The sequence below is a fragment of the Streptomyces sp. SID9727 genome (assembly GCF_010550605.1).
In the GTDB taxonomy this organism is placed as follows: domain Bacteria; phylum Actinomycetota; class Actinomycetes; order Streptomycetales; family Streptomycetaceae; genus Streptomyces.
Map to the genome: position 1 here is coordinate 26334 of NZ_JAAGNI010000014.1, position 11866 is coordinate 38199.

Below are 11866 nucleotides of genomic sequence, written 5' to 3' on the forward strand. Positions count from 1 at the left end.
CCTAAAACCATTAGGCAGGAGCATGATGGCCGTCCCCGGACGAGGAGGCGACCATGGTGCGCGCGGGTCTGACCGTCGAACGCCTGACCAGGGCGGGCGCCGAGCTGGCGGACGAGGCCGGCTTCGACCGGGTGACCGTCTCGGCGCTCGCCCGGCGGTTCGACGTCAAGGTCGCGAGCCTCTACTCGCACCTGAAGAACTCCCAGGACCTGCGGACCAGGATCGCGCTGCTCGCCCTGGAGGAGATGGCCGACCGGGGCGCCGCCGCGCTCGCGGGGCGGGCCGGCAAGGACGCGCTGAGCGCCTTCGGCGACGTGTACCGGGACTACGCCCGTGAGCATCCCGGCCGGTACGCGGCGGCCCAGATGACGCTGGATCCCGAAGCGGCGGCCGCCAGTGCCGGCCGGCGGCACTCGCGGATGACCCGGGCCATCCTGCGGGGCTACGACCTGACCGAGCCGGACCAGACGCATGCCGTACGGCTCCTCGGCAGTGTCTTCCACGGGTTCGTCAGCCTGGAGGCCCAGGGCGGGTTCAGCCACAGCGCCCCCGACGCGCAGGAGTCCTGGACCCGCACGCTGGACGCGCTGGACGCCCTCCTGCGCAACTGGCCTCCGCCGGGGCAGGCGTAACGCCGCCGGACCGCACCCCGAGACCTCAGGTGGAGCCATGAGCACCGACCCGCCCGCACCCCTTCCGTTCACCACCCCCGTCACCACCGCCCTGCTGCGCGGCGCGCTCGACGTGGAGCGCACCGACGCCGGGCTTCTCCCGCACCGGCTTCCCGCCGCCGCCCGTGCCCAGGCACCGGACGGCCAGATCGCCCTGGCGGAGGCGCAGCCCTCCGGCGTACGACTGGTCTTCCGGACCCGGGCCACGGTGGTCGAGCTGGTGGCGCGTCGCACCCGCACCGTCTACCAGGGCGTCCCGCCGAGGCCCGGTGGGCTGTACGACCTGCTGGTGGACGGCGTCCTCGCGGCGCAGGGGCCGGCGAGCGGCGGCAACGTCCTCGACGTCGACATGACGACCGGGGCGACGCGCTTCAGCGCCGGGCCGGTCGGGTCCGTACGGTTCGACGGGCTCGCGGACCGCGAGAAGCACGTCGAGGTCTGGCTGCCGTACAACGAGCGCACCGAGGTCGCCGCCCTGCGCACCGACGCGCCCGTCACGGCCGTCCCGGACTCCCGCCGCGCGGTGTGGCTGCACCACGGCAGTTCGATCAGCCACGGCTCCGACGCCGCGAGCCCCACCACGACCTGGCCCGCGCGTGCGGCGCTGCTCGGCGGCGTCGAACTGGTCAACCTGGGCCTCGGCGGCGGCGCCCTGCTCGACCCGTTCACGGCCCGCGCGATGCGGGACACCCCCGCGGACCTGATCAGCGTCAAGATCGGCATCAACCTCGTGAACGCCGACGTGATGCGTGTGCGCGCCTTCGCCCCGGCGGTGCACGGCTTCCTCGACACCGTGCGCGAGGGCCACCCGGACACCCCGCTCCTGGTGGTCTCACCCGTGCTGTGCCCCATCCACGAGGACACCCCCGGGCCCAGCGTCCCCGACTTCAGCCGGCTCGGCGAGGGCCGGGTCCGCTTCGCGGCGATGGGCGACCCCGAGGGCCGTGCCACCGGCAAGCTGACGCTCCGCGTCATCCGCGACGAACTGGCCCGCCTGGTGGAACGGCGGTCCGCCGACGACCCGCACCTGCACTACCTGGACGGCCGCGAGCTGTACGGCGAGGCGGACGCGGAAGAGCTCCCCCTTCCCGACGCCCTCCACCCGGACGCCGCCACCCACCTCCGCATGGGCGACCGTTTCGCCGCGCTGGCCTTCGGGGCGGCGGGGGCGTTCGCTCCCTCGTGAACGCGCCGGGGCCGGGCGGGCCCGCGCCCGCCCGGCCCCGGCCCTCCCGTCAGGCGCCCGGCGGCACGTGGGACGGGCGGCCGCGGCCGCGGGTCACCGTGTAGCCGAAGACGCCCGCCAGGGCGGCGAGCAGGCCGCCGCCGGCCGTCCAGAGCCAGCGGCTGGTCCACCAGCCGGAGTACCAGCCGTCCTCGGGCTCGCCGGCGAGCGCGGCCGGCTCGGCGGAGGCGTCCGTGCCGTCGTCCGAAGCCTGCTCGGCCGAGGAGACCCCCGGGACCAGCGGCTTCGACAGGCTGCCGTCCACGTCGGAGGACCCGCCCTGGTCCTTCGAGTTCACCTCCACCTCGGTGCGGACCGGCAGACCGAGGTCGTTCTGGGCCAGATTCACGACCGTGAGGCGTACGTAGTAGCTGCCCGGCAGCGGGTCGTTGGCCCACGGCTCGGCGTTGGCCCGGACGGTACGCAGCACACAGGTCAGCTCCACCGTGGCGGCGTCGGCCGCGGCGGTACCGGTCTGCTTGCCGTACATGCACGCCTGGCGGCGGCGCAGCCCGTCGTACACGTCGACCTGCCAGGTCTGCGCCCCGTGCCGGGCGGCGCTCTCGGGCAGGGTGACCTTTGCGGTCACCGTGGCGCGCTGCCCGGCGTCGGCCGGGAAGACCCAGTACAGGTAGTCGCCGGTGGACGCCCCGGCGGTGGCGGTCTCGCCCTGCTGGATCGCCGTGGCGGTACGGAAGGTGGTGCCGGCCTCCGTGGGACCCGAGGCGTCACCGGAAGCGCTCGGGCTCGGCGACGCGTCGTCGGCGGCGGCGGCCGACGCACCGGTCAGCAGGGTCAGGCCGGTCAGCAGCGCGCCCGCGAGCGCACGTCTCGTACGGGACATCAGCGAGTCCTCCAGACGGCGATGCGCCAGCGCGAGATCCAGCCGAAGAGCAGACCCACGATCAGGCCGGTCAGGGTGAGCAGGCCCAGCAGCCACCAGCCGTGGCCCAGGCCGAACGCGGCGACGTCCGCCGCCTCGTCGGGGGCGTCCACCACGTCGACGGTCAGTTCCAGCGGCATGCCGGGGGTGGTCTTCACCGAAGCCGGGGCCGAGAACGAGTTGCTGACCTGGAGGCAGACGGTCTCCGCGGCCGGCTTGGCGTCGTCGTCGTCCTGCTCGGGCTTCGGGTAGCGCAGCCCGGACGAGATGGCGTCGGTGCGTCCCGTCCCGGACTCGGAGCCCCGGACGATCTCACGGCCGTGCGTGGTCACCGCGCGCAGCAGCATCCCGTAGTCGTTGTTGACGGCGCGGTCGGCGAACACGCTGACGGAGGCGCGCAGTTCCTGCCCCGCCAGCAGCTCGACCTTGTACCAGCGGTGTTCGGCGAACTTCTCGCGGTCGGTGTAGAGGCCCGGCTTCAGCTCGGGTGCGTCCGTGCAGCTGTCGGCGCCCTTCGTGGCGACCGGGGTGACCACGGGCTCCGCCGCGCGGTCCACCAACTGCTTCACGCGGCCCGACAGTTCGTCGGTGTGCTGGACGGCCGTGTACGTGCCGCCGGTGGCCTCGGCGATGCAGGTCAGCTGCTGGCGGATCTTCGCGTTGGGCACCAGGCCCAGCGTGTCGATGACCAGGTGGATGCCGCGCGCCGCGATGTCGCGGGCGACCTCGCACGGGTCGAGCGGGCCGCAGGTGTCCTCGCCGTCGCTGATCAGCACGATCCGGCGGGTGGAGTCGCCGCCCTCCAGGTCGTCGGCGGCGCCGAGCAGCGCGGGGCCGATCGGGGTCCAGCCGGTGGGGGCGAGCGTGGCGACGGCGGTCTTCGCCTCGGTGCGGTCCAGCGGGCCGACCGGGTACAGCTGCTTGGTGTCCTTGCAGCCCACCTTGCGGTCGTCGCCCGGATAGTCGGCGCCGAGGGTGCGGATGCCGAGCTGCACCTGCTCCGGCACCGCGTCCAGGACCTCGTTGAACGCGTGCTTCGCCGCGCTCATCCGGGACTGGCCGTCGATGTCGCGGGTCCGCATGGAACCGCTGACGTCGAGGACCAGCTCGACCTTGGGGGAGGCTTTCGTGGGGGTTTCGTCGGCCGACGCGGGCAGCGCCGAGCCGAGCCCGGCGGTCAGGGTGGCGAGCAGGATGCCCACCCCGGCCGTCAGCCTTCTTCTTATGATCATCGCCGGATACTAGTGAACATCAGTTCGCTATCCAAAACGGCCGGTTGCCGCTGTGCGCGCGCACAGCGGCAACGTGATGACCGGTCAGGCGGGGCGCTCTCCGCCGAGCAGCGGACCCGCCGCCCGCTCCAGTACGGAGGTGACCCGGTCCCACGCCGCCAGGTCCCGCTCCACCGCCTCCAGGAGCAGGTCGGCGCCGGTCTCCCAGCCGGCGGCGACCGCGACCGGGTCCGCCCCCGTCGCCGCCGAAGCCGCGAGCGCCGCCGCTCCGAGCGCCACCAGCTCCCCGGCGCCCGGCACGATCACCGGCCGCCCGGACAGCCGCCGTACGGTCTCCACCCACACGCGCCCCTGCGCGCCGCCGCCGATCAGGCGCAGCGGACGGCCCGCCACCTCGGGGTCCGCCGGGTCGAGACCGCAGGCCCGCGACAGCTCGTCGAGCGCCCGCAGCACGGTCACCACCGCGCCCTCATAGGCGGCGCCGAGCAGTTGCTGCGGGGTCGTGTCGTGCCGCAGTCCGGTGAGGAGGCCGGCCGCCGTGGGCAGGTCCGGTGTGCGCTCGCCGTCCAGGTAGGGCAGCAGGACCGCCTCGCCGCCCGGCGCCGCGTCATTGCGGTCCAGGCCGAGCAGCGCCGCCACCTTGTCCACGGCGAGCGTGCAGTTGAGGGTGCAGGCCAGCGGCAGGTACGTACCGTCCGCCGCCGCGAACCCGGAGAGCGCGGCCGAGGCGGGCCTGGTCCGGGATGCCGCGAAGACCGTGCCCGAGGTGCCCAGACTCAGCACCGGGTGGTCCAGGAGTCCGCCGCCGCCCAGGCCGAGCCCGACGGCGGCGCTCATGTTGTCCCCGGTGCCCGCCGCGACGGCGATCCCGGCGGGCAGGCCCAGGGCCTCGGCGGCGGCGTCCGTCAGCGAACCGATCCGGGCCCCGCCGCTCGGCGCCACCTCGGGGAGCAGTGCCGCGTCGAGGCCGATGAGCGCGAGGAGTTCGGGGTCGTAGGCGCCGGTCGCGGTGGAGTACCAGCAGGTGCCCGAGGCGTCGCCCGGGTCGGTGACGGCCCGTCCGGACAGCCGCTCGGTGAGGAAGTCGTGGGGCAGGCGCACCGCGGCGGCGGCCTCGGCGGTCTCCGGCTCGTTCTCCCGCAGCCACTGCCACTTCGACGCGGTCATCGCGGCCACCGGGACGGAGCCGGTGCGCGCGGTCCAGGCGTCGGGGCCGCCGAGCGCGGCGGTGAGGGCGGCGGCCTGCGGGGCGGACCGGGTGTCGTTCCACAGCAGGGCCGGGCGCAGCGGGCGGCCCTCGGCGTCCAGGACGACCAGGCCGTGCTGCTGGCCGGCGACCGCGATGCCCACCACGTCCGTCGCGGCGGTCCCGGACTCCTTCAGCCCGGCGGCGACCGCGTCGCGCAGGGCCTGCCACCAGACCTCGGGGTCGCTCTCGCGCGCACCGCCCTCGCCGGTGACCACGTGCGGAGCGCGGCCGACGGCGAGCAGCCGGCCGGTGGCGGTGTCGGTGAACGCCGCCTTGGTGGACTGGGTGGAGCTGTCCACACCGATGACGACGGTATGCGGCGGCATGGCTGACCTCATTCGCTGATGTATTTGATCGTACGCAAAACAAATTACGTGATCGAACCCGTCCGGAACAGGCCTGGTTCCGGGTTCGCCGGAGCGGCGCGCCGACCTCTCGGCCCCGGGGGCTTTACGGCGCCGGGGCTGCCCGTGCATGATTAGTCATGACAGTGAACAAATTGAGGTTCGGCCGCCCGACCGGCTGCGGACCCACGGCCCCGAAGGCGGCACCACCATGACGGAACGCTTCGCACCGACCCCTGAGGACAAGTTCACCTTCGGCCTGTGGACCGTGGGCTGGCAGGGCCGCGACCCCTTCGGTGACGCGACGCGCACCGCGATCGACCCGGTCGACTCCGTCCAGCGCCTGGCCGAGCTGGGCGCGTACGGCGTGACCTTCCACGACGACGACCTGATCCCCTTCGGCTCCTCGGACACCGAGCGCGAGGGCATCGTCAAGCGATTCCGCCAGGCGCTCGACGCGGCCGGTCTCGTCGTCCCGATGGCCACGACGAACCTCTTCACGCACCCCGTCTTCAAGGACGGCGCCTTCACCGCCAACGACCGGGACGTCCGGCGCTACGCCCTGCGCAAGACCATGCGCAACATCGACCTGGCCGTCGAGCTGGGCGCCACCACCTACGTCGCCTGGGGCGGCCGGGAGGGCTCCGAGTCCGGCGCCGCCAAGGACATCCGCGTCGCGCTCGACCGCATGAAGGAAGCCTTCGACCTCCTGGGCGACTACGTCACCGAGCAGGGCTACGACCTCAAGTTCGCCATCGAGCCCAAGCCGAACGAGCCGCGCGGCGACATCCTCCTCCCCACCATCGGCCACGCCCTCGCCTTCATCGAGCGCCTGGAGCGCCCCGAGATGGTCGGCGTCAACCCGGAGGTCGGGCACGAGCAGATGGCCGGGCTGAACTTCCCGCACGGCATCGCCCAGGCCCTGTGGGCCGGCAAGCTCTTCCACATCGACCTCAACGGCCAGTCCGGCATCAAGTACGACCAGGACCTCCGCTTCGGCGCCGGCGACCTGCGCCAGGCGTTCTGGCTGGTCGACCTCCTGGAGAACTCCGACTACGCCGGCCCGCGCCACTTCGACTTCAAGCCGCCGCGCACCGAGGACTACGACGGTGTCTGGGCCTCCGCCGCCGGCTGCATGCGCAACTACCTGATCCTCAAGGAGCGCGCCGCCGCCTTCCGCGCCGACCCGGCCGTCCAGGACGCCCTGCGCGCCTCCCGCCTGGACGAGCTGGCCCAGCGCACCGCCGAGGACGGCGTGGCCGGCCTGCTCGCCGACCGCTCCGCGTTCGAGGAGTTCGACGTGGACGCGGCGGCCGAGCGCGGCATGGCGTTCGAGGCCCTGGACCAGCTGGCGATGGACCACCTGCTCGGCGTCCGCTGACACGACGGGCACCAAGGGGGGCGGACGCGCGAGGCGTCCGCCCCCCTTTCCCTGTGTGTCAGGCCATCGCCGGACGCGCGTACGCCACCGGGTCGGCCAGCACATCGGTCATCACCAGCGCCGCCGCGCCCCGCGCCGCGTCACCCGCGACCGACGACGCGCGCAGCCTGCCCCCGCCGGGTGCCCAGAGCCCGGACACCACCCGGCCCGTCAGCTCCCCGTCGGCCGGCGCGGCCAGCCACGGCATCAGGTTCCGGTAGATCCCGCCGAGCACCACCGCGTCCGGGTCCAGCAGATTGACCGCGCCCGAGAGCACGCGCCCCAGCATCCGCCCGGCCTCCGCGACCGCGCCGACCGCCCGCTCGTCGCCCGCTCGCACCCGCTTCTCCAGCTCCGCGACGCCGAGCCCGCCGCCCCCGTCGACCCCGGCCGCCCGCAGCAGCGCCGCCTGTCCCGCGTACTGCTCCAGGCAGCCGCGCGAACCGCACCGGCACTGCGGACCGCTCGGGTCCACCACCACATGGCCGATCTCCCCGGCGAAGCCGTGCGCCCCGCGCAGCAGCTCCCCGTCGATCACCAGCGCACCGCCCACGCCGATCTCACCGGTCAGGTAGAGGAAGCTGCGGATGCGCTCCAGGCCGCCGAACCACAGCTCGGCCAGGGCCGCCAGGTTCGCCTCGTTCTCCGAGCGGACCGGTAGCTCCTGGTGGCCCGGGTGCTCGGCGGTGAGCGCGGCGGCGAACAGCTCCTCGGCCGGGACCTGGTTCCAGCCCAGGTTCGGGGCCTGGCGCACCGCGCCGCCCGAGACCAGGCCCGGCAGCGCCAGGGCCACGCCGACCGGGTGCAGCTCCTGCTCCCGCGCCGAGTCCAGGGTGCGCGCGGCGATCCGGGCCGCCCGTGCCAGCACCTCGGCGGGCGGGGTGCCCCGGTTGTCCAGGTGCTCGGTGAGGCGGACGCGGCCGGTGCCGGCCAGGTCGACCACGCACACCGACACGTAGTCGATGTTGACCTCGACCCCGAGCCCGGCCGGTCCGGTGCGGGCCGTCTTGAGGGCGGTCCCGGGGCGGCCGGCCTGCCCGCTGAAGGTCTTGCCGGACTCGGTCAGGAACCCGGTTTCGAGCAGCTGTTCGACCAGTGAGGACACGGCGGCCCGGGTCAGCCCCACGCGCGCGGCGACACCGGCCCGGGTCGCCTCGCCCTCGCCCTCGTCGCGGACGGCCCGCAGGACGAGGCTCAGGTTGCTGCGCCGGACGGTGTCCTTGTCGGCCTTGGGCCCCAGCGGAGTGAGGTTGCTCTTCATATCGGACCTGAGCCTATGTGATTCCGTACGCCAGTACGGTCGCGATCCGGACGAACCGGGCCCCGCGCGACGGCGGGGCCCGGTTCGTCTCAGGGGGCGGACGCCCCGCGCTCCTCGAGCATGTCGGCCATGAGCGCGATCTCCGACTTCTGGGCCAGGGCCATGCCCGACGCCAGGTTCCTGATCTCCTCGGTCCTCGCCGCGGAGGCCGCCGCCTGCGCCATCTCCGCGCCGGCCTTGTGGTGCGCGGTCATCAGCTTCAGGAACAGGATCTCCGCGTCCCTGCCCTTGGCCTTCCGCAGCGCGTCCAGTTCGGCGTCGGTGGCCATTCCGGGCATCAGCGCGCCGTCACCGCTCGGGGTGAAGGTGTGCCCCATCCAGGCCATGGGCGGTCCGGGGGAGCTCTTCGCCCGTCCCCACATCTCCAGCCATCCCAGGAGCATGCCGCGCTGGTTGGCCTGGGTGTTGATGATGTCGAACGCCAGCCGGCGCACCGCCTCGTCCGAGGTGCGGTCGCGGACGATGAACGACATCTCGACCGCCTGCTGGTGGTGGACCGCCATATCGCGTGCGAACCCCACGTCGGCCGAGGACTCGGCCGGCGCGGAGGCGGAAGCCGCAGCCGCGGGCGCCGACGTCGAAGGACGTACGAAGGTCAGCGCGATCAGGGCGAGCGCCAGCAGCAGCACCGCCCCACCGGCCAGCACCAGGGGCCGCGAGGTGCGCGGGGCGGCCGTCACTTGGCGATCCCGCCGGTGCAGGCGGCGCCCGGCTCCGGCGTCTGCGGGCCCTGCACGTACTTGGTGAAGAACTGCGCGACGCGGGCGTCGGTGGCGCTCTTCACCGTGAGCTGCTTCCCCCAGGCGCTGAGCATGAGCGGCGCCGCCTGGTCCTCGACCGGGCTCATCAGCGAGTACGGCGTGGACGACACCCGCGCGTTCAGCTTCTCGACGTCCGCGGGCTTCGCCTTGCTGGTGTAGGTGACCCACACCGCGCCGTGCTCCAGCGAGTGGACGGCGTTCTCCTTCGGTATCGACTGGGTGTAGACGTCCCCGTCGCAGTTCATCCAGACCGGGTTGTGGTCGCCGCCGACCGGCGGGTTCATCGGGTAGTCGACCGTCTTCTCCACATGGTTCTGCGTGAGCTTGTCCCAGCTCTTCTCACCGGTGACGGGCGAGGTCCTGGCCTCCGCCTCGGCCTTGTCCTGTTCATCGGCCGCGTTCATCAGATAACCGCCCCCGACGACGAGGCCGGCGACCACCAGCACGCCGACGGCGAGCGTGATGACGCGGGAGCGGCGCTCACGGGCCCGCTCCTGACGGCGGGCCTCCTCCAGCTTGGCGCGGCGGGCGGCGGCGGGGTTGTTCTGCTTGCGGGTGTTCTGCTGGTCGGCGGAAGCCATGGCGGGTCCTCGGGTTCATGGGGGCGTGAGACGGACTGCGTACGGCAGGGGGAGGCGCCGCACCCGGGAACGGGCACGGGGCGTCTCCGGCCGTCCTAGGTCCGCTGAACCTGAAGGCGCAGGGGGTCGACCTCGCCGACCGCGTCGTTGGAGGGGCCCCGGATCGTCCCGCCGCCGGTCAGGGGGCGGTGCGGGAGAAGCGCCACGGCCGTCGAGGGGACCGCCGCCGGGCCCGGCTGGGCGGGCAGCACGACGGGCGCCGAATGCGGCGAGGCGCCGTGGCAGGAATCACCCACGCCCCGGTCGCCCGGTGCGTCGGCCACCACGACCCGGACCACCGTGAGGCCGGTCGGTGTCGCGAGGGCCGAGGCGGGGGCGAACTCGGGGGAGGCGTGAGGGCGTACGGACTGCGGCGCACAGCACGAGACGAGTGCGACCAGGACGAACAGCCAGGCGAGCACGACCGGCGCACCGGTGCCGCGCAGCCGCTCCGCCCCCTCGCTCACCCTGTTCATCCCGCACATCGTACGCGGCGCGTTGAAGTTTCAAGCAGTGCGCGGGAGAGATGGTGAACCTGTGGATCCGCAGACGAGCAGTTCGATTCCGGCCATGGCGGGATAGTGTGCCCCGGTGACCACGCACTCGAACGTATCTGCGGGCTGGTATCCCGATCCGCACGGCGACCTTCAGCTGCTGCGCTACTGGGACGGTTCCCAGTGGACGGAGCACACCCACCCCGCGGGCGATCGGGCCCAGGCCCCCGCGCAGTCGCAGCCGCAGGCCCGGGTGCCCCAGCAGCAGGCGGCGCCGCAGCGGCCCGCGGCCGTCCCCCAGCAGGGTGCGCCGCAGCACCCGCAGGGCGGTGCCCCCGGTGGCTCGCTCTTCGATCAGCAGGTCCTGGTCGTGAACCAGAAGGCCAAGCTGATCGAGGTGACGAACGAGTACAGCGTCTTCGACCAGCACGGCAACACCATCGGCTCGGTCGTCCAGGTCGGCCAGGGCTCCCTGCGCAAGGTGCTGCGGTTCCTGACCAGCATCGACCAGTACCTCACCCACCGCCTGGAGATCCGCGACGCGTACGGGCAGCCGCAGCTGCTGCTGACCCGCCCCGCGAAGTTCATCAAGTCCCGGGTCGTCGTGGAGCGCCCCGACGGTCAGCCGGTCGGCGAGATCGTCCAGCAGAACGCCATCGGAAAGATCAACTTCGCGATCATGGCCGGCGGGCAGCAGATCGGCGCGATCAAGGCCGAGAACTGGCGCGCCTGGAATTTCGCGATCGTCGACCACAACGATCAGGAGATCGCCCGTATCACCAAGACCTGGGAAGGGCTCGCGAAGACGCTGTTCACGACGGCGGACAACTATGTCCTCCAGATCCACTACCAGCTGCCCGAGCCGCTCCTGAGCCTCGTGGTGGCGACGGCCCTGACCGTGGACACCGCCCTCAAGCAGGACGCCCGCGGCCTGGGCTGAGCCCGGCCCCGTACGCCCGACCGCCCGCGCCCCTCGTCCGAGGGGCGCGGGCGGCGCCGTGTCCGGGGCCTGGTTTCGCTCCAAGTGTTTTACTTGTGTAATACCTGTTAAAGTAAATGAGTGAGCGATACAACCATCAGGTCCCCCAGGTCCGCCGTCCGCAGGCTCCCGCTGACCGGTCCGCTGCGCCTGGCGCGGCCGTCCGACATGTGGTTCAAGCCCGCCACCAGCGTCGTCGTGGCCACCGCGATACCCAACCTGGTGCTCCTGGCCTTCGGCCGGCTCGACCTGGTGATGTACACGATGGCCGGATCGCTCTGTGCGCTGTACGGCCACAGCCTCCCGTACGCCCGGCGCGCCGGCACCGTCGCCGGGGTCGTCCTCGGGATGACCGCCGGCCTCGGCGCCGCCCTCGTCGTCGCCTCGCTCACCGGATCGGCCGCCGTCCTCATCGCCGTCGGCGCGCTCCTGGCCGCCGGCCAGAAGCTCCTCTGCGACGCGACCCGGATCGGGCCGCCCGGACCGGTGATCTTCACCTTCGTCAGTTCCGCCGCCCTGTTCGTCCCCCAGACGCTCGCCCAGGTGCCCGGCCACCTCGCCCTGACCCTCGGCGCGGGTGCCGTCGCCTGGCTCGTCGCCGTCGTCGCCCCCGCGCTCGTCCGCCGCGACGGCCCCGAACGCCGCGCCACCGCCCGCGCCCTCGACG

The 11866-nt window shown here is 73.2% G+C and carries 11 protein-coding genes and 1 pseudogene; 5 read left to right on the plus strand and 7 right to left on the minus strand.

Annotated elements, in window-relative coordinates:
• The first annotated feature begins 53 nt into the window (after positions 1 to 53).
• Together G3I41_RS00915 and G3I41_RS00920 are read left to right on the plus strand one after the other, a co-directional pair.
• Positions 54 to 632 carry a TetR/AcrR family transcriptional regulator gene (locus G3I41_RS00915; protein ID WP_164398369.1) on the plus strand — a complete coding sequence of 193 codons (579 nt, stop codon included), beginning with the start codon at positions 54 to 56 and terminating at the stop codon, positions 630 to 632.
• A 37-nt stretch (positions 633 to 669) separates the two neighbouring features.
• Positions 670 to 1857, plus strand: coding sequence for a GDSL-type esterase/lipase family protein (locus tag G3I41_RS00920; RefSeq protein ID WP_164398370.1), 1188 nt, complete (start codon positions 670 to 672; stop codon positions 1855 to 1857).
• Between the two features lie 49 nt (positions 1858 to 1906).
• Here G3I41_RS00920 and G3I41_RS00925 read toward each other — a convergent pair whose 3' ends face one another.
• The 3 genes from G3I41_RS00925 to xylB form a co-directional block, all read right to left on the minus strand.
• Complete coding sequence (locus G3I41_RS00925; RefSeq protein ID WP_164398371.1) at positions 1907 to 2740, minus strand: hypothetical protein; 834 nt, start codon at positions 2738 to 2740, stop codon at positions 1907 to 1909.
• Positions 2740 to 4011 (minus strand): VWA domain-containing protein, encoded by a 1272-nt coding sequence (locus G3I41_RS00930; RefSeq protein ID WP_164398372.1) that lies wholly within the window; start codon positions 4009 to 4011, stop codon positions 2740 to 2742. The genes G3I41_RS00925 and G3I41_RS00930 overlap by 1 nt, the downstream gene beginning before the upstream one ends.
• A gap of 84 nt (positions 4012 to 4095) precedes the next feature.
• Positions 4096 to 5586: a xylulokinase gene (xylB, locus tag G3I41_RS00935; RefSeq protein ID WP_164398373.1), complete on the minus strand. Its 1491-nt coding sequence runs from the start codon at positions 5584 to 5586 to the stop codon at positions 4096 to 4098.
• A 229-nt stretch (positions 5587 to 5815) separates the two neighbouring features.
• Here xylB and xylA point away from each other — a divergent pair, with 229 nt between their 5' ends.
• Positions 5816 to 6985: a xylose isomerase gene (gene xylA, locus G3I41_RS00940; RefSeq protein WP_164398374.1), complete on the plus strand. Its 1170-nt coding sequence runs from the start codon at positions 5816 to 5818 to the stop codon at positions 6983 to 6985.
• Between the two features lie 58 nt (positions 6986 to 7043).
• Here the strand turns inward: xylA and G3I41_RS00945 are convergent, their stop codons facing one another.
• From G3I41_RS00945 to G3I41_RS00960, 4 genes are all read right to left on the minus strand, one after another.
• Positions 7044 to 8285 carry an ROK family protein gene (locus G3I41_RS00945; protein WP_164398375.1) on the minus strand — a complete coding sequence of 414 codons (1242 nt, stop codon included), beginning with the start codon at positions 8283 to 8285 and terminating at the stop codon, positions 7044 to 7046.
• 89 nt (positions 8286 to 8374) lie between these two features.
• Positions 8375 to 9025: a DUF305 domain-containing protein gene (locus G3I41_RS00950; RefSeq protein WP_164398376.1), complete on the minus strand. Its 651-nt coding sequence runs from the start codon at positions 9023 to 9025 to the stop codon at positions 8375 to 8377.
• The gene (locus G3I41_RS00955; protein WP_164398377.1) at positions 9022 to 9687 is read right to left on the minus strand and encodes a DUF3105 domain-containing protein; all 666 of its coding nucleotides are present in this window, start codon (positions 9685 to 9687) and stop codon (positions 9022 to 9024) included. The genes G3I41_RS00950 and G3I41_RS00955 overlap by 4 nt, the downstream gene beginning before the upstream one ends.
• Before the next feature lie 95 nt (positions 9688 to 9782).
• A complete protein-coding gene (locus G3I41_RS00960; protein ID WP_164398378.1) occupies positions 9783 to 10202 on the minus strand; it encodes a hypothetical protein in 420 nt (139 codons plus the stop codon).
• A 115-nt stretch (positions 10203 to 10317) separates the two neighbouring features.
• Between G3I41_RS00960 and G3I41_RS00965 the strand changes: the two genes are divergently transcribed.
• Positions 10318 to 11160, plus strand: coding sequence for a phospholipid scramblase-related protein (locus G3I41_RS00965; protein WP_164398379.1), 843 nt, complete (start codon positions 10318 to 10320; stop codon positions 11158 to 11160).
• A gap of 120 nt (positions 11161 to 11280) precedes the next feature.
• Positions 11281 to 11866, plus strand: a pseudogene (locus G3I41_RS00970) (FUSC family protein); the annotation flags it as partial.

Coding starts and splice junctions, on each gene's coding strand:
- xylA (WP_164398374.1), top strand. CDS start 5,816: ATGACGGAACGCTTCGCACCGACCCCTGAGGACAAGTTCACCTTCGGC.
- G3I41_RS00915 (WP_164398369.1), top strand. CDS start 54: ATGGTGCGCGCGGGTCTGACCGTCGAACGCCTGACCAGGGCGGGCGCC.
- G3I41_RS00945 (WP_164398375.1), bottom strand. CDS start 8,285: ATGAAGAGCAACCTCACTCCGCTGGGGCCCAAGGCCGACAAGGACACC.
- G3I41_RS00955 (WP_164398377.1), bottom strand. CDS start 9,687: ATGGCTTCCGCCGACCAGCAGAACACCCGCAAGCAGAACAACCCCGCC.
- G3I41_RS00925 (WP_164398371.1), bottom strand. CDS start 2,740: ATGTCCCGTACGAGACGTGCGCTCGCGGGCGCGCTGCTGACCGGCCTG.
- G3I41_RS00920 (WP_164398370.1), top strand. CDS start 670: ATGAGCACCGACCCGCCCGCACCCCTTCCGTTCACCACCCCCGTCACC.
- G3I41_RS00960 (WP_164398378.1), bottom strand. CDS start 10,202: ATGAACAGGGTGAGCGAGGGGGCGGAGCGGCTGCGCGGCACCGGTGCG.
- G3I41_RS00930 (WP_164398372.1), bottom strand. CDS start 4,011: ATGATCATAAGAAGAAGGCTGACGGCCGGGGTGGGCATCCTGCTCGCC.
- xylB (WP_164398373.1), bottom strand. CDS start 5,586: ATGCCGCCGCATACCGTCGTCATCGGTGTGGACAGCTCCACCCAGTCC.